Annotated in this window: 21 protein-coding genes; 13 read left to right on the top strand and 8 right to left on the bottom strand. The window is 73.3% G+C overall.

Annotated features, from left to right (window positions below):
- Nucleotides 1-107: 107 nt before the first annotated feature.
- The 6 genes from ACI2LY_RS26895 (at nucleotide 108) to ACI2LY_RS26870 (ending at nucleotide 6900) form a co-directional block, all read left to right on the top strand.
- A complete protein-coding gene (locus tag ACI2LY_RS26895; RefSeq protein WP_404709396.1) occupies nucleotides 108-614 on the top strand; it encodes a toxin-antitoxin system HicB family antitoxin in 507 nt (168 codons plus the stop codon).
- A gap of 112 nt (nucleotides 615-726) precedes the next feature.
- A complete protein-coding gene (locus tag ACI2LY_RS26890) occupies nucleotides 727-1569 on the top strand; it encodes a DUF4097 family beta strand repeat-containing protein (protein ID WP_404709395.1) in 843 nt (280 codons plus the stop codon).
- 40 nt (nucleotides 1570-1609) lie between these two features.
- The gene (locus tag ACI2LY_RS26885; RefSeq protein WP_404709394.1) at nucleotides 1610-2629 is read left to right on the top strand and encodes an ATP-binding cassette domain-containing protein; all 1020 of its coding nucleotides are present in this window, start codon (nucleotides 1610-1612) and stop codon (nucleotides 2627-2629) included.
- Nucleotides 2626-3408 (top strand): ABC transporter permease, encoded by a 783-nt coding sequence (locus ACI2LY_RS26880; protein WP_404709393.1) that lies wholly within the window; start codon nucleotides 2626-2628, stop codon nucleotides 3406-3408. Before ACI2LY_RS26885 ends, ACI2LY_RS26880 begins: the two co-directional genes overlap by 4 nt.
- Before the next feature lie 139 nt (nucleotides 3409-3547).
- A complete protein-coding gene (locus tag ACI2LY_RS26875) occupies nucleotides 3548-6487 on the top strand; it encodes an AfsR/SARP family transcriptional regulator (RefSeq protein WP_404709392.1) in 2940 nt (979 codons plus the stop codon).
- Between the two features lie 221 nt (nucleotides 6488-6708).
- On the top strand, nucleotides 6709-6900 hold the full coding sequence (locus ACI2LY_RS26870; RefSeq protein ID WP_389005013.1) for a hypothetical protein: 192 nt from the start codon (nucleotides 6709-6711) through the stop codon (nucleotides 6898-6900).
- 136 nt (nucleotides 6901-7036) lie between these two features.
- Here ACI2LY_RS26870 and ACI2LY_RS26865 read toward each other — a convergent pair whose 3' ends face one another.
- Together ACI2LY_RS26865 and ACI2LY_RS26860 are read right to left on the bottom strand one after the other, a co-directional pair.
- Nucleotides 7037-9379 (bottom strand): PQQ-binding-like beta-propeller repeat protein, encoded by a 2343-nt coding sequence (locus ACI2LY_RS26865; protein WP_404709391.1) that lies wholly within the window; start codon nucleotides 9377-9379, stop codon nucleotides 7037-7039.
- 192 nt (nucleotides 9380-9571) lie between these two features.
- Nucleotides 9572-10309, bottom strand: coding sequence for a VOC family protein (locus ACI2LY_RS26860; protein ID WP_404709390.1), 738 nt, complete (start codon nucleotides 10307-10309; stop codon nucleotides 9572-9574).
- A gap of 135 nt (nucleotides 10310-10444) precedes the next feature.
- On the opposite strand from ACI2LY_RS26860, the gene ACI2LY_RS26855 reads away from it, so the two are divergent.
- The 3 genes from ACI2LY_RS26855 to ACI2LY_RS26845 all read left to right on the top strand — a co-directional run bounded on the left by ACI2LY_RS26855 (nucleotide 10445) and on the right by ACI2LY_RS26845 (nucleotide 13179).
- Complete coding sequence (locus ACI2LY_RS26855; protein WP_404709567.1) at nucleotides 10445-11080, top strand: TetR family transcriptional regulator; 636 nt, start codon at nucleotides 10445-10447, stop codon at nucleotides 11078-11080.
- Between the two features lie 102 nt (nucleotides 11081-11182).
- Nucleotides 11183-11869, top strand: a complete 687-nt coding sequence (locus ACI2LY_RS26850; RefSeq protein ID WP_404709389.1) for a pyridoxal 5'-phosphate synthase — start codon at nucleotides 11183-11185, stop codon at nucleotides 11867-11869.
- A gap of 131 nt (nucleotides 11870-12000) precedes the next feature.
- Entirely contained in the window at nucleotides 12001-13179 is a 1179-nt protein-coding gene (locus ACI2LY_RS26845) for a flavin-containing monooxygenase (RefSeq protein ID WP_404709388.1), read from the top strand.
- Here the strand turns inward: ACI2LY_RS26845 and ACI2LY_RS26840 are convergent.
- The gene (locus ACI2LY_RS26840; protein WP_404709387.1) at nucleotides 13176-14468 is read right to left on the bottom strand and encodes an MFS transporter; all 1293 of its coding nucleotides are present in this window, start codon (nucleotides 14466-14468) and stop codon (nucleotides 13176-13178) included. The two genes, ACI2LY_RS26845 and ACI2LY_RS26840, sit on opposite strands and share 4 nt — an antisense overlap.
- A 71-nt stretch (nucleotides 14469-14539) precedes the next feature.
- On the opposite strand from ACI2LY_RS26840, the gene ACI2LY_RS26835 reads away from it, so the two are divergent.
- Nucleotides 14540-15553: a GlxA family transcriptional regulator gene (locus tag ACI2LY_RS26835; protein ID WP_404709386.1), complete on the top strand. Its 1014-nt coding sequence runs from the start codon at nucleotides 14540-14542 to the stop codon at nucleotides 15551-15553.
- A gap of 279 nt (nucleotides 15554-15832) precedes the next feature.
- On the opposite strand, the gene ACI2LY_RS26830 is transcribed toward ACI2LY_RS26835, so the two are convergent.
- From ACI2LY_RS26830 to ACI2LY_RS26820, 3 genes are all read right to left on the bottom strand, one after another.
- Nucleotides 15833-16327, bottom strand: a complete 495-nt coding sequence (locus ACI2LY_RS26830; RefSeq protein ID WP_404709566.1) for an ATP-binding protein — start codon at nucleotides 16325-16327, stop codon at nucleotides 15833-15835.
- Between the two features lie 18 nt (nucleotides 16328-16345).
- Nucleotides 16346-16483: a hypothetical protein gene (locus ACI2LY_RS26825; RefSeq protein WP_389005021.1), complete on the bottom strand. Its 138-nt coding sequence runs from the start codon at nucleotides 16481-16483 to the stop codon at nucleotides 16346-16348.
- Between the two features lie 344 nt (nucleotides 16484-16827).
- Nucleotides 16828-17208, bottom strand: a complete 381-nt coding sequence (locus tag ACI2LY_RS26820) for an STAS domain-containing protein (protein ID WP_389005022.1) — start codon at nucleotides 17206-17208, stop codon at nucleotides 16828-16830.
- A 337-nt stretch (nucleotides 17209-17545) separates the two neighbouring features.
- Here ACI2LY_RS26820 and ACI2LY_RS26815 point away from each other — a divergent pair, with 337 nt between their 5' ends.
- Nucleotides 17546-18118 carry an RNA polymerase sigma factor gene (locus ACI2LY_RS26815; RefSeq protein WP_404709385.1) on the top strand — a complete coding sequence of 191 codons (573 nt, stop codon included), beginning with the start codon at nucleotides 17546-17548 and terminating at the stop codon, nucleotides 18116-18118.
- A complete protein-coding gene (locus tag ACI2LY_RS26810; RefSeq protein WP_404709384.1) occupies nucleotides 18115-19305 on the top strand; it encodes a maleylpyruvate isomerase N-terminal domain-containing protein in 1191 nt (396 codons plus the stop codon). Before ACI2LY_RS26815 ends, ACI2LY_RS26810 begins: the two co-directional genes overlap by 4 nt.
- Before the next feature lie 62 nt (nucleotides 19306-19367).
- Here the strand turns inward: ACI2LY_RS26810 and purU are convergent, their stop codons facing one another.
- A complete protein-coding gene (purU, locus tag ACI2LY_RS26805) occupies nucleotides 19368-20261 on the bottom strand; it encodes a formyltetrahydrofolate deformylase (protein WP_393914040.1) in 894 nt (297 codons plus the stop codon).
- A gap of 85 nt (nucleotides 20262-20346) precedes the next feature.
- Nucleotides 20347-20847, bottom strand: a complete 501-nt coding sequence (locus ACI2LY_RS26800) for a hypothetical protein (protein WP_404709383.1) — start codon at nucleotides 20845-20847, stop codon at nucleotides 20347-20349.
- 117 nt (nucleotides 20848-20964) lie between these two features.
- On the opposite strand from ACI2LY_RS26800, the gene ACI2LY_RS26795 reads away from it, so the two are divergent.
- Nucleotides 20965-22281, top strand: a complete 1317-nt coding sequence (locus ACI2LY_RS26795; RefSeq protein ID WP_404709382.1) for an ABC transporter substrate-binding protein — start codon at nucleotides 20965-20967, stop codon at nucleotides 22279-22281.
- Nucleotides 22282-22283: the final 2 nt, after the last annotated feature.

Below are 22283 nucleotides of genomic sequence, written 5' to 3'. Positions count from 1 at the left end.
CCGGCGGCACCCTCGCGGCATCGCGCTTGGCGCCACATGACGCCACTCGGTGCCATGTGGTGCCAATAGGGGTTGCCATGGCGCCACAATGGTGCCAAGCTAATGCCATGGACCTCACCCCGTATGTCGACACCCTCCGCCGGGAACTCGCGGTGGCCGCCGAGGCCGGTGGCGAGGAGGCGCGCGAGCTGGCCGAGCGGCTGACCGCACCGCTGGAGTCGGCGACCCGCCTGACCATGCTCCACGTGCTCTCCGCCGCGATGGACGAGATCACCCGCGAGCTGGCCCCCGGCTCGGTCGACGTACGACTGCGCGGTCTGGACCCCGAGTTCGTCGTCACCACGCCACCGGCCGAGCCCGCCCCGGCGGAAGCGGCCGAGCCGGTCGCACCCCAGCCGGTCCCCGAGGCCGACGAGGGCGGCACCGCCCGCGTGAACCTCCGGCTCCCGGCGCACCTCAAGGCGCGCGCCGAGGAGGCCGCGGGCCGCGAGGGCCTGTCGGTCAATGCCTGGCTGGTGCGCGCCGTCTCGGCCGCGGTCGACGGCGGCACCCGGCCGCGCCCGGCGGAGAAGACCCGCACGATCGGCCAGAGCTTCACGGGCTGGGTGCGCTAGCCACACCGCTGGCCACACCGCTGGCCGCACCCGCGCCACCGCTCCACTTCTCACCCCTTTCACGCCCCCGACCTGCGGGGACGACCTGACGAGCCAAGAGGACGGGACAGCCATGCCTACTTTCGACACCCCTGAGCCCATCGCGGTCACCGCGCACATCGGCGCCGGTTCCGTCCGGTTCGCCGCGGGCGACCGCACGGACACCGTGGTCGAGGTCGCGCCCCGCGACCCGAAGCGCGACAAGGACGTACGGGCCGCCGAGCAGACCGACGTCGGCTTCGCCTCCGGTGCCCTGACCGTCCGGACGCGGGAGCGCCTGCTGATCGGCCCCTCCGGCCTGGTCGACGTGACGGTGTACCTGCCCGCGGGCTCCTCCGCCGAGGTCACCGGTTCCCTGACCCAGGTGCTCGGGGAGGGGCGCCTGGGCGAGGTCCGGGTGAAGACGTCCATGGGTGACGTCCGCCTCGACGCCACCGGCCCGCTGAAGCTGACCGTGTCGCACGGCTCGGTCACCGTGGACCGGGTCGACGGCGCCGCCGAGATCACCAGCAGCAGCGGCAGCATCCGCGTCGGCACCATCGACGGCCCGGCCGTCCTGAAGAATTCCAACGGCACCACGGTCCTCGCCGCCGTCACCGGCGACCTGCGCGTGAGCGGCGCCAACGGCGGCATCGACATCGGGAGCGCCGAGGGGTCCGTCACCGGCACCACGGCCAACGGTCCGCTGCGGGTCGCCGAAGTGGCGCGCGGCGAGGTCCAGTTGGAGTCCTCCATCGGCTCCATCGAGATCGGCGTCCGCGAGGGCACCGCCGCCTGGCTCGACGTCAGCTCCAGTCACGGCCAGGTGCGCAACGCGCTCGCCTCCGCCGGGGCGCCGGAGCACACCGAGGACACCGTGAAGATCCACGCCCGCACCAACTGGGGCAACATCGACATCCTCCGCGCCCGCGCCTGAGCACCCTCTCTCCTCCCACTTCAGCCCTCAGGAGGGCCCCATGCCTTCATCTGTCATGCCCACGCCTAGAACAGCACTCGACGAGACGCCCGCCGTCTCCGTCACCGGCCTGCGCAAGTCGTACGGCGACAAGACCGTGCTGGACGGCATCGACCTGCACATCCCCGCCGGGACCGTCTTCGCCCTGCTCGGGCCGAACGGCGCCGGGAAGACCACCACCGTCCAGATCCTCTCCACCCTCATCGCGGCCGACGGCGGCGAGGCCCGGATCGCGGGCCACGACATCGCCGCCGCACCGGACGGGGTGCGCGGCGCGATCGGTGTCACCGGCCAGTTCGCCGCGCTGGACGACCTGCTCACCGCCGAGGAGAACCTCCTCCTCATGGCCGACCTGCTCCGCCTCGGCAAGCGCGAAGGGCGTTCCCGTACGCGGGAGTTGCTGGAGCGGTTCGACATCGCGGACGTGGCGGGCAAGCGGGCCGCGACCTTCTCCGGCGGCATGCGGCGCAGGCTCGACCTCGCCATGACCCTGGTCGGCGACCCCCAGGTGATCTTCCTGGACGAGCCGACGACCGGGCTCGACCCGCGCAGCCGCCGCACCATGTGGGACACCGTGCGCACGCTGGTCGCGGGCGGCACCACGGTCTTCCTCACCACCCAATACCTGGAGGAGGCCGACCAGTTGGCCGACCGGATCGCCGTGCTCGACGGCGGCCGGATCGTCGCCGAGGGCACCGCCGACGAGCTGAAGGCCCGCATCCCCGGCGCCCATGTCCGGCTGCGGTTCACCGGCCCCGAGGAGTACGAGCGCGCGGCGGCGGCCTTCCCCGGCGCCGCGCGGGACGACGAGAACCTCGCCCTCCGGGTGGCGGGCGACGGCGGCCTGGACGCGCTGCGCGCCCTGCTGGACCGGCTCGACGCGGCCGGGGTCCAGGCGGCCGGGTTCTCCGTGCACACCCCCGACCTGGACGACGTGTTCCTCGCCCTGACCGGCCAGGGCACCACCGGCACCCCGCTCCACGTCACCGCCGACAGCCACGCCAAGGAGACCCAGCGATGAGCACCCTCAGCTACGCCGTGCACGACTCGATGACGATGCTGCGGCGCAACGTCAAGCACGCCGTCCGCTATCCGGCCGTCTCGCTCGGCAGCTCGATGATGCCGATCCTGATGCTGCTGCTGTTCGTGTACGCCTTCGGGGGCGCGATCGGCGGCGGGATGGGCGGCGGCCGGGACGCCTACCTGGAGTACCTGGTCCCCGGTGTCGTCATCATGGGGGTGGCGGCTGGGGCCATGTCGACCTCGATCGCGGTGTGTTCGGACATGACCGAGGGCATCATCAACCGCTTCCGCACCATGAACATCACCCGCTCCTCGTTCATGACGGGGCATGTCATCGGCAGCGTCCTCCAGACGATGGTGAGCCTGGTCCTGGTGTTCGCGGTGGCACTCGCGCTCGGGTTCCGGCCGGACGCGACACCGCTGGAGTGGCTGGCGGCGGCCGGGTTCCTCGCGGCCATCGCGTTCGCGGTGACCTGGCTGTCGGTGGCGCTCGGGCTGATCTCCAAGACCGTGGAGTCGGCGAGCAACAAGCCGCTGCTGATCCAGCTCCTGCCCTTCCTGGGCTCCGCGTTCGTCCCGGCCGGGTCGATGTCGCCGGGGCTGCGCTGGTTCGCCGAGCACCAGCCGTTCACCCCGATGATCGAGACCCTGCGCGGTCTGCTCACCGGCTCCGCCATCGGGAACGACGGCTGGATCTCGCTCGCCTGGTGCGCGGGGATCGCCCTGGTCGGCCACCTCTGGTCCCGCTCGCTGTTCAACAGCACGACCAAGCGCTGAGCCCGCGCGTGTGAAAACTCCGTGAAGTCCCCCGCGCCGCCTTGTGATCGGCGTCTCGCACGGCTGACGCAAGTGCCGTGAAGAAGGCAAACTGGCTACGGAAGTCGGAATGCCTAAGACACCCCCTGGGGGCGAACGCATGGACGGTGGGCCGCGGGTGCCTGAGCAGCGGGTCTCCGGTTCCGCCATGCTGCGGTTCGGGGTACTCGGGCCGGTGCGGGCCTGGCGCGGTGAAGCGCCGGTCCCCACCGGCTCTCCGCAGCAACGGGCCCTGCTCGCGGCCCTGTTGCTGCGCGAGGGCCGTACCGCCACGGCGGCCGAACTGATCGACGCGCTCTGGGGGTCCGAACCGCCCCCCAGGGCGCTCGCGGCCGTCCGGACCTACGCGTCCCGGCTGCGCAAGGTGCTCGAACCCGGCGTCCTGGTCAGCGAGTCCAGCGGCTATGCCATCCGGACGCTCGCCCCGCTGGACCTCGTCGTCGCCCAGGAACTCGCCGCACAGGCCGAGAAGGCGCGCGGCGGCGGGGAGTTGGGTGAGGCGCGGGAGACGCTGAACCGGGCGCTGGCGCTCTGGGACGGCGAGCCCCTGGCGGGCGTACCCGGACCGTACGCGGAGGCCCAGCGGGTCCGGCTGGAGGAATGGCGGCTCCAACTCCTCGAATCCCGGCTGGACATGGACCTGGAGCAGGGCAGTCACGCCGAGGCCGTCTCGGAGCTGACCGCGCTGACCGCCGAGCACCCGCTGCGCGAGAGCTTCCGCGAACTGCTGATGCTGGCGCTGTACCGCAGCGGCCGTCAGGCGGAGGCGCTGGCGGTGTACGCGGACACCCGGCGGCTGCTCGCCGAGGAGCTGGGCGTGGACCCGCGTGCGGGGCTCAGCGACCTCCAGCAGCGCATCCTGCGGGCCGACCCGGCGCTCGCGGAGCCCTCGGCACCGGCCGCCGAACCCGCCGTGGTCCTCGTACGCCCCGCCCAACTGCCCGCTTCCGTGCCGGACTTCACCGGTCGGTCGGCGTTCGTGACCGAGCTGAGCGACGTGCTGGCGTCGGCCTCGGAGGCGGAGGGCCGGGTGATGGCGGTGTCCGCGCTGGCCGGGATCGGCGGCGTCGGCAAGACCACCCTCGCGGTGCACGTCGCCCACCGGGCCAGGGCCGCCTTCCCCGACGGCCAGCTGTACGTCGACCTCCAGGGGGCGGGCCCCCGCCCGGCGGAGCCGCAGACCGTGCTCGGCTCGTTCCTGCGGGCGCTCGGCACGGCGGACTCGGCGGTGCCGGAGTCGCTGGAGGAGCGGGCCGCGCTGTACCGGTCGGTGCTGGACGGGCGCCGGGTGCTGGTGCTGCTGGACAACGCCAAGGACGCGGCGCAGGTCAGACCCCTGCTGCCCGGCACCGAGGGGTGCGCGGCGCTGGTGACCTCGCGGGTGCGGATGGTGGGGCTGGCCGGAGCGCATCTGGTGGACCTGGACGTGATGTCGCCCGAGGAGGCGCTGTCACTGTTCACCAAGATCGTGGGCGAGGAGCGGGTCGCGGCCGAGAAGAAGGCCGCGCTGGACGTGGTGGCCGCGTGCGGGTTCCTGCCGCTGGCCATCAGGATCGCCGCCTCCCGGCTCGCCGCCCGCCGCACCTGGACCACGTCGGTCCTCGCGGCCAAGCTGGCGGACGAGCGGCGCCGCCTGGACGAGCTGCAGGCCGGTGACCTCGCGGTGAAGGCCACCTTCGAACTGGGCTACGGCCAGCTCGAACCGGCCCAGGCGCGGGCGTTCCGGCTGCTGGGCCTCGCCTACGGCCCCGACCTGTCGCTGGCGGCCGCCGCCGCGCTGCTGGACCTCGGCCCGGAGGACACCGAGGACCTGCTGGAGTCGCTGGTCGACACCTCGCTGCTGGAGTCGGCCGCGCCGGGCCGCTACCGCTTCCACGACCTCGTACGGCTCTACGCGCGTGCGTGTGCCGAGCGGGACGAGCGCGAGCCCGGTGAGCGGGCCGCCGCGCTCTCCCGGCTGCTGGACTTCTACCTGGCCACGGCCGCGCGGGTGTACGCCATCGAGCGCCCCGGCGACCGGACCGTGGAGCACCTGCACCCCCACGACCACGAGGGGCTGTCCTTCGCCGGGCACCAGGACGCGCTGGACTGGCTGTACGCGGAGGCCGACTGCCTGCTGGCCTGCGTACGGCAGTCGGTGGCGCAGGGCAGTCTGCGGCGGGCGGTGGATCTGCTGCTCGTCGCCAAGGACCTCGCCGAATCGGGCGCCAACGCCCACCAGTTCGGGGCGGCGGCCACCGTCGTCCGGGACGCGGCTGCGGAGGCCGGGGACGCGCTGGTGGAGGGCCGGGCCCGGACCACGCTGGCCCAGGTGCACCTCAACGCGGGCCGGTTCGACGAGGCGGAGGCGGAGGCCGAGCGGGCCGTGGAGCTGGCCGGGGCGGCCGGGGACCCGTGGATCGACTGCAACGCGCCCAGCGAGCGCGGCATCGTGGCCGCGTACCGCGGTCGGCACGCCGAGGCCGAGACCTACCTCCAGCGCACCCTGACCGCCTACCGCGCCGACGGCAACCTGCCGGGCGAGGCGAGCGCGCTGTGCAATCTGTCGCGGGTGCACCTGTCGATGGGCCGGGTGGACAGCGCGGTGGAGCTGGCCGGGGAGGGCGTCACCATCTTCCGGCACTTCGGCCTCACCGTCCGGGTGGCGAACGGGAGTTACGCGCTCGGTCTCGCGCTGGCCGAGTCGGGGCGCACGGAGGAGGCGGAGGCGCGGCTCTCCGAGGCGCTGACCCTCTTCCGGGACAGCAGGCAGCGGCTCTGGGAGGGCATGACCCTGTTCCGGCTCGCCGAACTCCGGCTCGGCGAACGCCCGGCAGCGGCTGCGGCCTTGGCCGAGCAGTCGCTGTCGGTCCTGCTGCACGTGGGCGGCGACTGGCGCCGGGCGGGTGTCCTCACCGTGCTGGGCAAGTCCCTGGACGCGCTGGGCGAGTCGGACCGGGCCCGCGCCTGCTGGGCGGACGCGCTGGGCGTCTACGACCGGCTGGGCTCGGCGGAGGCGGCCTCCCTGCGGGAACTGCTGTCACCCGCGGCGACCGGGTGAGCGGGGCCCGCGGAAAAGCGCGGGCCCCGGCGTTCATCGTTCGTTTATCGTGCCGGTGCAGTCTTCAAGCAGTCGATTCGTCGTCACGGGGGCGGGCGGATCGGTAGTGCCGTCGGCTGCCCAAGCGGTGACCGGCCGTGACCGGGTCCGTCCGGAAGCCCTCGGGGGAGTGGCCGGGCGGCCCGGCCAACAAGCACACCTCAGAGCAACGGAGTCCGTCGATGAGCGACGCCAAGAAGTCCGACGAAGTCACCACGCAGGAGAGCCACATCACCGGCGAGGGCGCCAAGGCGGCGGCCGCCCCGGTGGCCGCTCCGCAGGAGAGCCACATCACCGGCGAGAAGCAGGCCAAGGGCGAGCTGGACGACGTCACCACGCTGGAGAGCCACATCACCGTCGGCGACCCGCGCTAGCGGAGCCGGACAGACGGGGGGCGCGGGGTCGCGGCGGAGTGGAGGGGAGCCGCCGCGGCTCTCGCGGGGGAACACGGAACGGCCGGGTCGGGGGACCCGGCCGTTTCCGTGTCTGCTGATGGTCTCCTGCTGCCCCTCAGGTGGTCCGGGCCGTCCCGGTGCCCTTCTCCGCGTCCAGCGCGTACACGCAGCGGTCCTTGCTGCACGCGTACACCACGCCGTCCTTGACGACCGGTGAGCCGGTGATCTCGCCGCCGGTGGCGAGCTTCCAGCGCAGTCGGCCGTCGTCGGCCTTGAGGGTGTACAGCAGGTGGTCGGTGGAGCCGAAGTGGATGCGTCCCTCGGCGACCGAGGGGGCGCCCACCACGTCGCCGCCCGCCTGGAAGCGCCACTTGGGCGTGCCGGTGACCGCGTCCAGCGTGTACAGGCCCTTGCCGCTGCCGACGTGCACATGCCCGGCCGCGACCAGCACCGGTTCCACCGAGGAGCGGGCCTCGGTGGCGATGCGCCAGCGGTCGCGGCCGTCGGCGGCGTCCAGGGCGTACACCGTGCCGAGGTAGTCGGCGAGGTAGACCCCGCCGCCGGTGACCGCCGGGCCCGGTACGAAGGCGGGCGGGGACAGGAACACCGCGGGGGCCTCGAAGTGCCAGCGCACCCGGCCGGTCGACACCTCGATGGCGAGGACCCGGCTGCCCGCGCTGACGTACACATGGCCGTCCGGCGCCGGGGTGACCCGGACCGGCACCCCGCCGCAGGAGGCCGCGTCGCCGATCGGGTACGACCAGCGCTCGTCGCCCGTGCGGGCCTCCAGGGCGCGCAGCCGGGCGTCCTGCCAGACGTAGACGGTGCCGTCGTGCACGGCGGGCCCGGCCTCGGGCGACTCGAAGTCGGTCTGGCAGCCGGAGATCTCCCACAGCTTGTGCCCGGCCGCCGCCTCCCACGCCTGCACCCCGCCGCCGCGCGTGCCGGTGACGACCGTGCCGTGGTCGGCGTGCAGCGAGTACACCCAGGCGTCCGTGGACAGCCGCCACAGGTCGGTGCCCTCGCGGGCGTCCAGCGCGAACAGGGTGGGCCCGTCGGAGGCGTGGATACGGCCGTCCGCGACCGCCATGGACCAGGCCACGTCCCGCGTCTTGAAGCGGCGGCGGCCGGTGGCCACGTCCAGGGCGTGCACCTCGAAGGAGGTGACGTAGACGAGGTCCCCGTCGACGGACGGGGTGCCCCACACGTCGTTGGACATCCGGAACCGCCAGGGCCGCCAGCCCGCCGCCGTCTCCGGCAGCTGCGGCGGCAGCGGGGGTACGGCCGGGTCGGCGCCGTTGACGCCGGGGCGCGGCCGGGACCAGTTAGCGACGAGTCCGGCCTCCGGCGGCGGCGCCTTCACGGCGGCCGCGCGGGCGTCGGCGACGCGCGGGCCGGGCCCGATGGGCACCTTCAGCCCGGCCAGCCGGACCGGCCCGGTGTCGGGGCCGCCGGACGGCGCGGGGGCCGGGACGACCGGGTCGTAGGACGGCGGCGGGGGCAGCGCCGGGCGGCCCGCGCTGCGCGGGCCCGGCGGCAGCGGGGCGGGCTTGGCGGGCGGACGGCTGCCCCGGCGGGACTCGATGAGGGCGACGGCCTTCTCCGGCAGCCAGGCGGAGGCGGTACCGGAGTCGTCGGAGCCGGAGCCGAACAGATGCGGGGCCAGCTGGGCCTGGAGGTCGGCCGGGGAGGGTCTGCCGGGTGCCTCCATCTTCATGCAGGCGTCGATCAGCGGGCGCAGCTCGTCGGGCAGCCCGGTGATGTCCGGGCCCTCCCGCAGCAGCATGAACACCGTCTCGACCGGGTTGGCGCCGTGGAAGGGCGGGTGGCCGGTGGCGGCGAAGACCAGGGTGGAGCCGAGCGAGAACACGTCGCTGGCGCCGGTGACGCTGCGGGAGTCCTTGGCCTGCTCGGGCGACATGTAGGCGGGGGTGCCCACGGCGACGTTGGTCATCGTCAGCCGGGTGTTGGACACCCCGGAGGCGATGCCGAAGTCGATGACGCGGGGGCCGTCCTCGACCACCAGCACGTTGGACGGCTTCATGTCGCGGTGGACGAGCCCGGCGCCGTGGATGGACTGCAGGGCCTCGGCCACGCCCGCCGCGAGCCAGCGCACCGCCTGGGCCGGGAGCGGCCCGCACTCGTTCACTATCTCCTCGAGCGAGGGCGCGGGGACGTACGCGGTGGCCAGCCAGGGCACCGCCGCGCGCGGGTCGGCGTCGACCACGGCGGCCGTGTAGAAGCCGGAGACCGCGCGGGCCGCTTCCACCTCGCGGGTGAAGCGGACCCGGAAGAGCTGGTCCTCGGCCAGCTCCGTGCGGACCGTCTTGATGGCCACCCGCCGCCCCGACGCCGAGCGCGCCAGATAGACCAGCCCCATGCCGCCGGCCCCCAGCCGGCCCAGCACCTCGAACGGCCCGATCCGCCGCGGATCGTGCTGTGTCAGCTGATCCACCACTTGCCTGCCACCTCCCCGTACGAGCCGCGTCTTCCGCCTTTGGACGCGACCGAAGTGCAGCGTCTCACCACCGCACCGCCCTGGCGGCACGCACCCCGATTCTTCCTGGCCGGGCGGCCGGTTGCGAACCCGGTGGCGAATCGGGGTGTCTCGTGCCCTATCCCGTCATTTCACCGCCCCCGCGGCGTCCCGTCACCGGGTCAGCAGCGCGAAGGACGCCCCTTGATTGTCCGTGACGACCGCCACCCGTCCGTACGACGCGTCGAAGGGCGGCACCTGGACCCGGCCGCCGAGCCGCCGCACGGTGGCGACGGCGGTGTCGAGGTCGTCGACGCGGAAGTGCACGAGGAAGTGCGCGGGCATCTCGGCCGGGAAGACGTCGGTGATGAGCGCGCGGCCGAAGTCGGGCTCGGCGCCGGAGCCGAAGAGGGCCTCGTGGAAGAGGTCGCCGTAGAAGGTGTTCGCGGCACGGGGTTCGGGGGTGTACAGCTCGGTCCAGACGAACGCGCCGGGTTCGCGGCGGCGCCCGAAGCCGGGGTGGCCGTCGGACTGCCAGAGCCCGAACACCGCGCCCTCGGGGTCGGTGACCAGGGCGGCGGCGCCGAGGTCGGCCACCGCGAAGGGGCCCGAGATCAGGCGGCCCCCGGCGTCGGTGATCTTCCGCGTCAGGGCGCGGGCGTCGGGGGTGGCGAAGTACACCGTCCAGACCGTGGGCATCCGGCCGTCGGTCTTGGGCGCGAGCGAGGCGACCGGTTCGCCGTCCAGCCGGGCCCAGACGGAGCCGCCGGGGGCGTCCTCGCCGTCGAAGGTCCACCCGAACAGCTCGCCGTAGAACCGCTTGCCCGCCTCGACGTCGGGGAGCTGGGCGTCCGCCCAGCAGGGGGTGCCCTCCGCGTAGCCCCCCTCGATCGGTGCACTGTTTTCGGCCATATCGTCAAAGTAACCGGGACCCGCGCACCCCGCAGGACCAGCGAAAGCTTGCCTCCACCGGGTCCGCACCCCATTTGCAGTCGGCCGAATCGCGCTCCTGCCCCCCGTCGGTAAGCTGACGGCATGACAGGACAAGTGCGTACCGTCGACGGCCGGGTGGCCGGTAGGCGTGGGCAGGCGACCCGGCAGAAGCTGCTCGACTGCCTCAGCGAGATGCTCAGCTCCTCCCCGTACCGAGATGTCAAGGTCATCGATGTCGCGCGGAAGGCGGGCACCTCGCCCGCGACCTTCTACCAGTACTTCCCGGACGTCGAGGGTGCCGTCCTGGAGATCGCCGACTCGATGGCCGCCGAGAGCGCCGACCTGACCGAGCTGCTCGCGGGGCGCAGCTGGACCGGGAAGGCGGGGTGGCAGACCGCGCAGGACCTGGTGGACGGCTTCCTGGACTTCTACCGGCGCCACGACGCGATCCTCCGCGTGGTCGACCTGGCGGCGGCCGAGGGCGACAAGCGGTTCAACAAGCTGCGGATGAAGATCCTCAACGCGGTGAACGGTTCCCTCACCGAGGCGATCGCCGAGCTGCAGTCCAAGGGACGGGTGGACAAGGACGTGAATCCGGCGGCGATCGCCGGGTCCCTCGTCACCATGCTGGCCTCGGTCGCGGCCCACCAGAAGGGCTTCACCGCCTGGGGCGTGAAGCAGGCCGAGATCAAGCCGAACCTGGCGCTGCTGATGTACCTGGGAGTGACCGGCAAGAAGCCCACCAAGTAGCGACCGGCACCCGCACCGGCCCCAAGTCCTGTCTGGCAGGCGGTGGTCCACCTCGGCGTGGACCACCGCCTGTCGCCGTGTCCGGGGACGGATACTCGGCCCATGGCACACGAGGCATCCGAAACACCCGGCGAACTCGACGGACTGCTGCGCTCCCTGAAGGTCTGGTCCCCGGACACCACCGAGCTGCGGCCCTTCGACCCGGACACCGCTCCCCCGACCCCGCTGCCCCTGTTCACCGCCTGGCTGGCCGAGGCGGCGCGGGCGGCCCAGCCGGAGCCGCACGCCATGTCGCTGGCGACGGTGGACGAGGAGGGCCGCCCGGACGTACGCGTCCTGCTGCTGCACGGCGCCGACGCCGACGCCTGGACCTTCGGCACCCACGCCACCAGCCGCAAGGGCCGCGACCTGGCCGCCCACCCGTACGCCGCCCTGGCCTTCTACTGGCCACTGCTGGGCCGCCAGGTCCGGGTGCGCGGCCCGGTGACGGCCGCCTCCGCCGAGGCGGCCCGGGCCGACCTCCAGGCCCGCTCCACCGGCGCCCTCGCCGCCGCCCTCACCGGCCGCCAGAGCGACGACCTGGGCTCGCTGGACGAACTGCGCCAAGCCTCCGAGGCCGCCTGGTCCCAGGCCCGCGAGACCCCCTCGACCCCGGCCCCCACCTGGACCCTGTACCGCCTCCACCCCCGCTCGGTGGAGTTCTTCCAGGGCGACCCCGACCGCCGCCACGTCCGCCTGGAGTACCGGCGCACGGAGTTCGGCTGGGAGCGGCGGCTGCTGTGGCCGTAAAGCCTTGCGGGGGCGCGGAATTGGCGCTCCTGGGCGGTCTGTCCGGGCCGTGCGCCGAGCCGTGATCAATCCGCAACCGATTCCGGTCTTGACCGAGACCCATCAATCGGGTGGGTGCATACGCTCGCGCTATGGCCGACTCGCGTCCCTCGTTCACGGACCTCTCCGCGACCCCCGCCGACCGTCCCGTCTACGTCATCGGGGCGGGGCCGGGCGGGCTGGCGGTCGCGTACGCGCTGCGGGCGCGCGGGGTGCGGGCGGTGGTGCTGGAGAAGAGCGACCGGGTGGGGGCGTCCTGGCGGCGGCACTACGACCGGCTGCGGCTGCACACCACGCGGCGGCTGTCGGCGCTGCCGGGGCTGGCGATACCGCGCCGGTTCGGGCGGTGGGTGGCGCGGGACGACGTGGTCCGGTACCTGGAGAAGTACGCCGAGCACCATGAGCTGGAGATCGTCACCGGTGTCGAGGTGTTCCGGGTCGAGAAGGCCGGGGACGGCGCGGGCTGGCTGCTGCACGCCTCCGGCGGGCGCGAGCTGACCGGCGCCGCCGTGGTGGTCGCCACCGGGCACAACCACACCCCGCGGCTGCCGGAGTGGTCCGGCACGGAGGGGTACGAGGGCGAGCTGCTGCACGCCTCCGCCTACCGGAACCCGGGGCCGTACGCGGGCCGGGACGTGCTGGTGGTCGGGGTCGGCAACACCGGTGCGGAGATCGCCGTGGACCTGGTGACGGGCGGGGCCTCGCGGGTGCGGCTGGCGGTGCGGACGGCGCCGCACATCGTGCGCCGCTCCACGGCAGGCTGGGCGGCCCAGTACACCGGGATCGTGGTGCGGCGGCTGCCGGTGCGGCTGGTGGACCGGCTCGCCCGGCCCCTGGCCCGCGTCAGCACCCCGGACCTCGCCGAGCACGGGCTGCCGCGACCGGAGGCCGGGCTGTACAGCAGGGTCCGGCAGGGCGCGATCCCCGTGCAGGACGTCGGCCTGATCGACGCCCTGCGCACCGGCGAGGTGGAGGTCGTGGCCGCCGTCGAGGGGTTCGAGGACGGCAAGGTGGCCCTGGCCGACGGCACCCGGATCGCACCGGACGCGGTGATCGCGGCGACCGGGTACAGCCGGGGGCTGGACTCCCTGGTGGGCCACCTGGGCGTGCTGGACGAGCGGGGACGGCCCACGGTCCACGGCGCCCGCACCCCCGAGGGCGCCCCCGGCCTGTACTTCACCGGCTTCACCAACCCCATCAGCGGCATGTTCCGCGAGCTGGCGATCGACGCGGAGAAGATCGCCAAGTCGGTGGCCCGGCGCCTGCGTTAGGCGACGGCCACCACCGCCGGGCGGCGCCGGATCACCAGCGACATCAGCGCCGCCGCCGCGCACAGCGAGCCGGACGCGTACCAGACCATGTCGTAGCTGCCGAAGACGTCGCGGGCGAAGCCGCCGAGCCAGGCGACGAGGGCCGCGCCGATCTGGTGCGCGGCCAGCACCCAGCCGAAGACGATGGCGCTGTCGTCCCCGAACCGCTCCCGGCACAGCGCCAGGGTGGGCGGGACGGTGGCCACCCAGTCCAGGCCGTAGAAGACGATGAAGAACACCATCGGCACCTGCACGGCCGGGCCCAGCAGCATCGGCAGGAAGAGCAGCGAGACGCCGCGCAGCGCGTAGTAGACGGCCAGCAGCCGCCGGGAGTCGAAGCGGTCGGTGAACCAGCCGGAGGCGATGGTGCCGAGCACGTCGAACACCCCGATCACCGCGAGCAGCGAGGCCGCCGCCGGTGCGGGCATCCCGTGGTCGTGGGCGGCGGGCACGAAGTGGGTCTGGATCAGCCCGTTGGTGGACGCCCCGCAGATGGCGAAGCTGCCCGCGAGCAGCCAGAACTGGCCCGTGCGCACGGCGGAGGCCAGCACGGTGAGCGCGCGCCGCGCGGCCCCGGTCACCGGGGGCGGCTTGGGCACGAACTCCTTCGCCCCGTACGGCTTCAGGCCCACGTCGGCCGGGTGGTCGCGCAGGAACAGCCAGACGAACGGGACGACGGCGAGCGCGGCCAGCGCGACCGTGACGGCGGCCGGGCGCCAGCGGTGGTGCTCCACGATCCAGGCCAGCAGCGGCAGGAAGATCAGCTGGCCGGAGGCGGACGCGGCGGTCAGGATGCCGCTGACCAGCCCGCGCCGGTCGGTGAACCAGCGCCCGGTGACGGTCGCGGCGAACGCCAGGGCCATCGAGCCCGAGCCGATACCGACCAACAGGCCCCAGCAGAGCATCAGTTGCCAGGGCGCCGTCATCCACACGGTCAGCCCGGCGCCGAGCGCGATCACGGTCAGCGCGACCGCGACGACCCGGCGGATGCCGAAGCGGTCCATCAGCGCGGCGGCGAACGGCGCGGTGAGCCCGTAGAGCGCGAGGTTGACGGAGACGGCCGCGCTGATGGTGCCGCGCGACCAGCCGAACTCCCCGTGCAGCGGCTCGATCAGCAGGCCGGGCAGCGACCGGAAGGCGGCCGCGCCGATGATCGTGACGAAGGTGACGGCGGCGACGAACCAGGCGCGGTGCACGCGACGGCGCGGTGCGTCCTGGACGGGGGCGGGAGCGGGACGGGTCTGAGTCACGTGCTCCAGCGTCCCGGCACCGGCCGCGCGCAACGAGTGGCCCGGAAGACAGTGTTCGCTAGGATCGGGCCATGACCGCTGAGATCCCGCCGGTGGACGGCGAGTTCCGCCCGCACCGCGTCGCCGTCCTCGCCCTGGACGGCCTCATACCCTTCGAACTCGGCATCCCCCACCGCATCTTCGGCCGCCCTGTCGACGCCCAGGGCCGCCCGCTGTACGAGGTGGTGACCTGCTCGGTCCGGCCGCCGGGCCCGGTCGAGACCAGTGCCGACTTCGCGGTGGACGTACCGCACGGCCCGGAGGCGCTGGCCACGGCGGACACGGTGATCGTCCCGGCGTCCTACGAACTCGGCCCGGTCTTCGAGGAGGGACGGCTCACCCCCGAGCTGGCCGCCGCCCTGGCCCGCGTCCGCCCCGGCACCCGCTTCGCCTCGATCTGCGTCGGCGTGTACGTCCTCGCCGCCGCGGGTCTGCTCGACGGCCGCCCGGCGACCACCCACTGGGCCGACGCCGACCGCTTCCAGGAGCTGTTCCCGCGGGTCCGGGTGGACGCCGACGTGCTGTTCATCGACGACGGGGACGTGCTGACCTCGGCGGGGGTCGCGGCCGGGATCGACCTGTGCCTGCACATGGTGCGCCGCGACCACGGCACGGCGGTCGCCAACGACGTGGCCCGGCGCATGGTCGTACCCCCGCACCGCGACGGCGGTCAGGCGCAGTACATCCACCGGCCGGTGCCCGACCCGCAGTTGGCGACCACCACCGCGGCCCGCGCCTGGGCGCTCGCCCGGCTGCACGAACCGCTCCAGCTGCGGGACCTGGCCGAGCGGGAGGCGATGTCGGTACGGACCTTCACCCGGCGTTTCCGCGAGGAGGTCGGGGTGAGTCCGGGCCAGTGGCTCGCGGCGCAACGGGTCCAGCTGGCACGGCAGTTGCTGGAGGCGACGGATCTCTCGGTCGACCAGGTCGCGCGGGACGCGGGGTTCGGCACGGCGCAGTCGATGCGCCAGCATCTCCAGCAGGCGCTGGGTGTGACGCCGACGGCCTACCGGCGCACCTTCCGCGCGGGCGCCGCCGTCGGGTGAGATCGGGCGCGGGCGTCCACACCCTGTGGAGCGCGGGTGGCGGACCGGCCGACGGCGCACCCCCCTCGTGTCCCCCGCCACCGCCGACCGGTGCGACCCACACTCGACAAGGACCTACCCCCGCATGCCCTCGCCGTCCCCTCGCGGCGGAATCGCCGTCCCCCAGCCTCCGCAACGCGCGCACCAACCGTCAACACCGGTACGGCGATTCATGCCCTATGCCCTCTTCACGCCGGGCGCGCACGGAAGCACACCCGGCGCACGCCTCCCCAAGGACGGCTAGAAGGCTTCGAAGAGGAGATCCTCGTAGGCGGCGGGCTGGACCTCGTACGCCGGGGCCGCGCCCTCACGGGGCTGCGAACAGCGGTCCAGCTCGCACCAGATGCTCTTGCCCGCCCCCTCGGGACTCCAGCCCCAGCGGTCGGCGAGACAGTCGACGAGGGCGAGACCCCGGCCGCCGGTGGCATCGCGCCCGGCACAGCGCGGCACGGGCGCGCGGGAGCTGGCGTCGGCCACCTCCAGCCGCACGGTCACCGAGGCCACCGGCTCCGCACCGGCGGGCACCGGGGGCGGGGCGCCGCCGGGCAGCGACAGCCGCAGCAGCGCCGGGCGGCCGGTGTGCACCACCGCGTTGGTCACCAGCTCGGAGACGAGCAGGATCAACGTCTCGGCCAGCGGCTCGTCGGCCGCTATCCCCAGCCCGGCGAGCCGTGACCGGGCCCACTTCCTCGCCCGCCCCACTTCTTCGGGGTCGGGCCGGATCTCCAGCTGCACTTGAAGCACCTGCACCGCTCACACCATCCGAACCGGCGGACACATGACCGCACGACGACCCGCCGCCGCGGCGCGAACCGCGACGAACCGCACGACGAGGGCCACGATCGTAGCCATTTTCTGCATGGCCAGAACAACGGCCAGAGCAAGCGTCACGGAACGTGATTCCCTTACGAGACAGCATGGTTGACGTACAGTCACGCCAACAAGCGCTTCGGGCATATTCCCGCGCGAAGGAGTACTCGTGCGGCATACTGTGCGACGCACTTGCCGGGGAGTCGAACATGCGGGACGCGGGGCCTCACCGGTGGCACTCGCGGTCGCGGTCACTCGCATCCCACCCAAGGTACCCGAGGGGTCGTCCGACTCCGGGCCGTGACGAGTCACCGTCGGAGTACGGGAATCATCTCCACGCTGCGTGACCTGTTTCCGCCACGATCCGCGACATCCAAGGCCATGGATCGTGGCACCGAGGACGCTCACCTCGGGGATGACGGTGCTCAGGCCGACAGCGATCCCGCCTCGTCGGCGGTGGCGGACTCCACGTCCGGGCGCACGTCGAAGAGGCGGCGCACCCCGAGCGCACCGAGGACCCGGTTCACGTGCGAGCCGTCCTCCGCGCCCCGGTCGGGCAGGATCAGCCGCAGCCTGCCCTGGCAGGAGCGGATCAGGCGGCGGGCGGCGATGAGCACGCCGACGCCGCTGGAGTCGCAGAAGAAGACCTCGGAGAGATCGAGGACCAGGCTGTGGTTCCCCTCGGCGACCACGTCGTGCACCCGCTGCCGCAGCACGGGCGAGGTCACCAGGTCCAGTTCGCCGGCCACCAGGAGCACCGCCCACTCGCCCCGTTCGGTGCCGGTCACTTCGAAAGCCACGGCCACACCTCTCCGCTCGGCGGATCTTGCGGAACCACCCGGAAATGGAAGCAGTTCCTTCGGTTCTTTCCGCGCGGCTGCCCAGCGGGCGTTTCCCTGAAACGCGGAACCGCAAACCGCGGGAGATCGACATAGGGCTTGTTTCGGTCACTGTCGATCGTGTTCGATCGTACTTCGATCGGAGATGGGCTCGAGATAAGTGAAGGTGGTGTGAAGGACCCTGTACCACCTGCGGTGTCGTCGGGGGCGCGCATTGACACAAAGGGGCGTGCACGGTCAGGCGTGCCGACTACATTCGAGGGGTGGCCGGGGACACCCTGGACACGGCGAGGGGAGGAACCGCATGGCGGCCAAGGACGCACCGCCCCGCTGGGACCGCACGATGCAGCAGCGGCTCGCGCGCGGTGAGGCGGCCGCCCTGGGCGAGCTGTACGACCGGTTCGCCTCCCTGGTGCAGGCCCTCGCGCACCGCGTACTGGGCGACGAGTCGGCCGCCGACGCCGTGACCCGCGAGGTCTTCGCCCATGTCTGGGAGCACCCCGACACCTACGACCACCGGCAGGGCCCGCTGCGCACCTGGATCGCCACGACGACCCAGCGGCTGGCCGTCGAGCGGCTGCGCGCGTCCGAGAAGGCCGCGCTCGGCGGTGACTCCCCGGAGGAGCTGGCGGCCCTGGAGGGCCGGGTCCGGCACGCCGCCGTCGCCGCCCGCGCCGACTACATCGTCCACTCGATGCCGCACCCGCTGCGGGCCGCGCTGGAACTGGCCTACTTCCAGCGCCGCGACTACCGCCAGGCCGCCGCCGACCTCGGCGTCACCGAGGACGAGGCCCGCCGTCGGCTCCGCCTCGGCCTGCAACTGCTCTCGACCGCCCACGACGCCGGGGCGCCACCGGAACTCGGGGGTGCCCGATGAACGGCCCGGACCACTCCGGGGCGCCGGACGGGCGGCTGGACGACACGGCCGCCCGCGTGCCCCTGCCCCGCTCCCCCGCCGGACCCGAGCGGCCCGGACTCCCGCACGAGGTGCTGCGCTCCCTGCTCGGCGCCTGGGCGCTGGCCGCCTGCTCGACGGCGGAGACCGAGGCGGTGGAGGAGCACCTCGGCGAGTGCGGGGCCTGCGCGGACGAGGCGCGGCGGCTGCGCGAGGCGGTCGAGCTGCTGCACCGCCCGGAGAGCCTGGAGGTGGACCCCACCCTGCGCAACCGGGTCCTGGAGAACTGCCTGCGCCGCCGCCCGCCGCGCATCCCGGTCCCCGAGTGGGCCGCCTCGTACGACGCGGAGACCGCCCGGCTCGACGCGCTGCTGCGGGACTTCGGGGACGCGGAGTGGCACACCCCGGTGCGGCTGCGCTGGTTCGAGGCGGGGGTGCCCGCGACCCGCCGGACGACGGTGGCCGGAGTGATCGCGCACCTGCTGTCGGTCGACGGCATGGTGGCGACCGCGCTCGGCCTGGAGGACCCGCTGACGGACGCCGTCGCCAAGGCCGGACCGGACGTACGAGGCGCGGCCGGGCCCGCCGGGCGGACCGAGGCGTTCTGGCGGGCCTCGCACTTCCCGCAGACCCGCGCGGTGCGCGGACGCTGGCGGGACCAGAGCCACCAGCTGCTGCGGACGGTGTCCTTCACCGGCGGCGCGGGCGGCTTCCCGGTGGGCTACGGCGACTTCACGCTGCCGCTGCGGGACGCGATGGTGGACCGCGCCTTCGAGTGCTGGGTGCACGCGGACGACATCGCCAAGGCGGTGCACTACCCGTACGACCCGCCCGCCCCACGGCACTTGAGCCGCATGATCGAGCTGGCGGCCCGGATGCTGCCGCTGGCGGTCGCCGCACACCGCGGCGCAACCCCGGCGGGCACCCCCGGCCGCAGCCTGCGCCTGGAGATCGAGGGCGCCGCGGGCGGCCAGTGGCTGATCCCCCTGGACTCCCCGGCAGACCCCGTCCCCGAGCGCGAGGTGGCCCATGTCGCCCTGGACGGCGTCGAGTTCTGCCGCCTGGCAGCAGGCCACCTGACCCCGGAGGAAACGACGGCGGGCCAGCGGGGCGACAGGGAGGCGATCAGAGACGTACTGACGGCAACAGCGTCACTGAGTCGGATGTAAGAAACCCAGGGGCGCGGGGAACTGCGCGACAAGCCACGACGAACCCGCACCCGCCAACTCGGCTAGGCGAACACCACGGTCCGGCGCCCATTGAGCAGAATCCTCCGCTCCGCATGCCACTTCACGGCCCGCGCCAACGCCTGACACTCCACGTCCCGCCCGATGGCGACCAGCTGATCCGGCCGAAGGTCATGCCCCACCCGCTCGACCTCCTGCTCGATGATCGGCCCCTCATCAAGATCCGCGGTCACATAATGCGCCGTGGCCCCGATCAGCTTGACCCCCCGGTCATGCGCCTGGTGATAGGGCTTGGCGCCCTTGAAGCTCGGCAGGAACGAGTGGTGGATGTTGATGATCCGCCCGCTCAGCGCCTTGCACAGGTCGTCCGAGAGCACCTGCATGTACCGCGCGAGCACGACCAGCTCGACCTGCTCCTCGCGCACCAGCTCCAGCACCCGCGCCTCGGCCTGGGCCTTGGTGTCCCTGGTCACCGGGATGTGGTGGAAGGGGATGTTGTACGACCCCACCAGCTCTTCGAAGTCCGTGTGGTTGGACACCACAGCGGCGATCTCCACCGGCAGCGCCCCGATGCTGGCCCGGAACAGCAGGTCGTTCAGGCAGTGCCCGAACTTGCTGACCATCAGCACGATCCGCATCTTCTGGTCGCCCCGGCTGATCTGCCAGTCCATGTGGAAGGAGTCACCGATCGCGGCGAAGCTCGCCCGCAGCTTGTCCAGCGTGACGGGGGCGTCCGCCGAGAAGTGGACGCGCATGAAGAACAGGCCCGTGTCGTGGTCGCCGAACTGCTGACTGTCCTCGATGTTGCAGCCGGTCATGAAGAGGTAGCTCGACACGGCGTGCACGATGCCCTTCTTGTCCGGGCAGGAAAGGGTGAGGACGTACTGGTCCGCCGGGGTGTCGACAGCGGCGGCGGCTCGGCTGGGCTGCTCGTTCATGCATTACACGATCTCACGCCGGGCCGCCCGCCCGGGGCCCGTGTCCGTCAGCCGGACGGCGGGCGGACCTCGGACCGGACGGACCTCAGACCGCCGTCGTCAGGACGCGCAGCGCCTCCAGGCTGCGCGGGACCGCCGCCGGGTCGTCGCCGTCGCTGGCGGCCAGCCGCAGATGGGCGTCCTGCGCGGCCCGTACCGCCTCCGGCCACTGGGGGTGCTGGAGGTAGACGGCGACCGGGGCGTCCGGGCCGACCTGGTGGACGATCCGCAGCACCCGCAGCACGGCGGTGTCCACGAGCGCCGCCTCCTGGGAGTCCCGGAAGATGGTGCCGACGTATTTCTCCGCGGACCAGTTGTCCAGCCAGGTGTCCTCCACCAGCCGGTACACCGCGTCGGTGACGTCCCCGTACCCCTCCACGCCCGCGAGCCAGACGTCGCGCTGGAAGGCCGGGTCGGAAAGCATGTGCAGCGCGGAGCGCACGTTGCTGCGCCAGCGCCACCACGGCATGTCGTTATGCGGCATGCCGCCCATGGTGGAGGAGCGACGGCCGCGACGGGAAGAGTTCTCCGAACCTTGCACGGTCATCGATCGTACGTTCCGCGCGACATGAGCCACATCCGCCCCCGGTGTTCACCCTCGTGTCACCCATGGTCGACCGGCTGTCACTCCCCGGTTGGCGATGTGCGGGAATCGTGGCGGCCCATGACCGGCAGGCGACGCACCCCCGACAGCTCCCCTTCCTCCCCCCGGCCGCGGGCCGCCCGGTACGCGGGCGCGCTGGCCGTCTGTGCCGTGCTGACCGCCGGGTGCGGGGCCGTGCCCGGCACGGGCGGCGGCGCCACGGACGGCACGGTCCGGGTGATGACCTGGGCGCCGCAGAACACGGGCGCCACCAACAAGCCCGGCATGCCCGCGATGGCCCGCGCCTACGCGAAGTGGATCAACAAGCACGGCGGTATCGGCGGCCGCACGCTCACCGTGCTGACCTGCGACGATCACAACGACAGCGTGGGCGCCGCCAAGTGCGCCCGGCGCGCGGCGGCGGAGGGCGTCGTCGCGGTCGTCGGCTCCTACAGCCAGTTCGGCGACTCCTTCCTCGCCCCGCTGGAGAGCACCGGCATCCCCTACATCGGCGGCTACGGCGTCACCAGCGACGAGTTCACCGGCCCGTACTCCTACCCGGTCAACGGCGGCCAGCCCGCGCTGCTGGCGGGGCTCGGGCAGGCGCTGGCGGCCGGGTGCGGCCCGGTCGCGCTGGTGCGGCCGGACAGCATCGCCGGGGACGAGCTGCCCGCGCTGCTCGACTCGGGCCTGAAGGCGGGCGGCCATCCGGCGGCCACCGACCAGCTCGCCGCCGACGACGCCACCGCGTACGGCAGGGAGGCCGAACGGGCGCTGCGGAGCGCGACCGCGGACCCGGCGCGCAAGGGATGCGTGGTGCCCGCCCTCGGGGACCGCACCGACACCTTCATGGACTCCTTCCGCCGCGCCCGCGCCGAGCACGCCCCGGTGCGCACGGCGACCGTGCTGGGCAGCGTCGACCAGACGGAGATCAACGCGACCGGCGGGGCGTCGGGCCCGTACGAGGGGGCGTACATCACCGGCTGGTACCCGGTGGCGTCCGATCCGCGGTGGAACCCGATGAAGCAGGTGATCAACGAGGAGGCGTTCGGCGACAACAGCATCGACCCGGCCGACGCCGGGGTGCAGACCACCTGGATCGCCTACACCGTGCTGCGGGCCGTGCTGGAGCGGATCGGCGACGGCGACGTGACCCCGGACACGGTGCGCCACACCCTCGACGGCGGTCTGAAGGTGTCCACCGGCGGACTGACCCCGACCCTGCGCTGGCCGGACGAGACCCGGCTCGCCTCGGTCGGCTTCCCGCGCCTGGTCAACGCCGACGTCACCCTCCAGGTGGTCCGGGAGGGCAAGCTGACCGCCGTCCGGCCGGGCGGCACGGGGGCCGCCGCGGACGGCGACATGACCAGGACGCTGGAGAGCGCGGACGTGGACTGACC

Source organism: Streptomyces sp. NPDC002176 (assembly GCF_044903645.1).
Taxonomy (GTDB): Bacteria; Actinomycetota; Actinomycetes; order Streptomycetales; family Streptomycetaceae; genus Streptomyces.
This window is presented reverse-complemented; position numbering and strand designations above follow the sequence as displayed.

Bases quoted from the DNA above. Each gene is read 5' to 3' on its own strand.
- ACI2LY_RS26895 (WP_404709396.1), top strand. From the start codon at position 108: ATGGACCTCACCCCGTATGTCGACACCCTCCGCCGGGAACTCGCGGTG.
- ACI2LY_RS26885 (WP_404709394.1), top strand. From the start codon at position 1,610: ATGCCTTCATCTGTCATGCCCACGCCTAGAACAGCACTCGACGAGACG.
- ACI2LY_RS26850 (WP_404709389.1), top strand. From the start codon at position 11,183: ATGGCACACGAGGCATCCGAAACACCCGGCGAACTCGACGGACTGCTG.
- ACI2LY_RS26795 (WP_404709382.1), top strand. From the start codon at position 20,965: ATGACCGGCAGGCGACGCACCCCCGACAGCTCCCCTTCCTCCCCCCGG.
- ACI2LY_RS26845 (WP_404709388.1), top strand. From the start codon at position 12,001: ATGGCCGACTCGCGTCCCTCGTTCACGGACCTCTCCGCGACCCCCGCC.
- ACI2LY_RS26800 (WP_404709383.1), bottom strand. From the start codon at position 20,847: ATGACCGTGCAAGGTTCGGAGAACTCTTCCCGTCGCGGCCGTCGCTCC.
- ACI2LY_RS26875 (WP_404709392.1), top strand. From the start codon at position 3,548: ATGGACGGTGGGCCGCGGGTGCCTGAGCAGCGGGTCTCCGGTTCCGCC.
- purU (WP_393914040.1), bottom strand. From the start codon at position 20,261: ATGAACGAGCAGCCCAGCCGAGCCGCCGCCGCTGTCGACACCCCGGCG.
- ACI2LY_RS26810 (WP_404709384.1), top strand. From the start codon at position 18,115: ATGAACGGCCCGGACCACTCCGGGGCGCCGGACGGGCGGCTGGACGAC.
- ACI2LY_RS26870 (WP_389005013.1), top strand. From the start codon at position 6,709: ATGAGCGACGCCAAGAAGTCCGACGAAGTCACCACGCAGGAGAGCCAC.
- ACI2LY_RS26890 (WP_404709395.1), top strand. From the start codon at position 727: ATGCCTACTTTCGACACCCCTGAGCCCATCGCGGTCACCGCGCACATC.
- ACI2LY_RS26835 (WP_404709386.1), top strand. From the start codon at position 14,540: ATGACCGCTGAGATCCCGCCGGTGGACGGCGAGTTCCGCCCGCACCGC.
- ACI2LY_RS26860 (WP_404709390.1), bottom strand. From the start codon at position 10,309: ATGGCCGAAAACAGTGCACCGATCGAGGGGGGCTACGCGGAGGGCACC.
- ACI2LY_RS26815 (WP_404709385.1), top strand. From the start codon at position 17,546: ATGGCGGCCAAGGACGCACCGCCCCGCTGGGACCGCACGATGCAGCAG.
- ACI2LY_RS26880 (WP_404709393.1), top strand. From the start codon at position 2,626: ATGAGCACCCTCAGCTACGCCGTGCACGACTCGATGACGATGCTGCGG.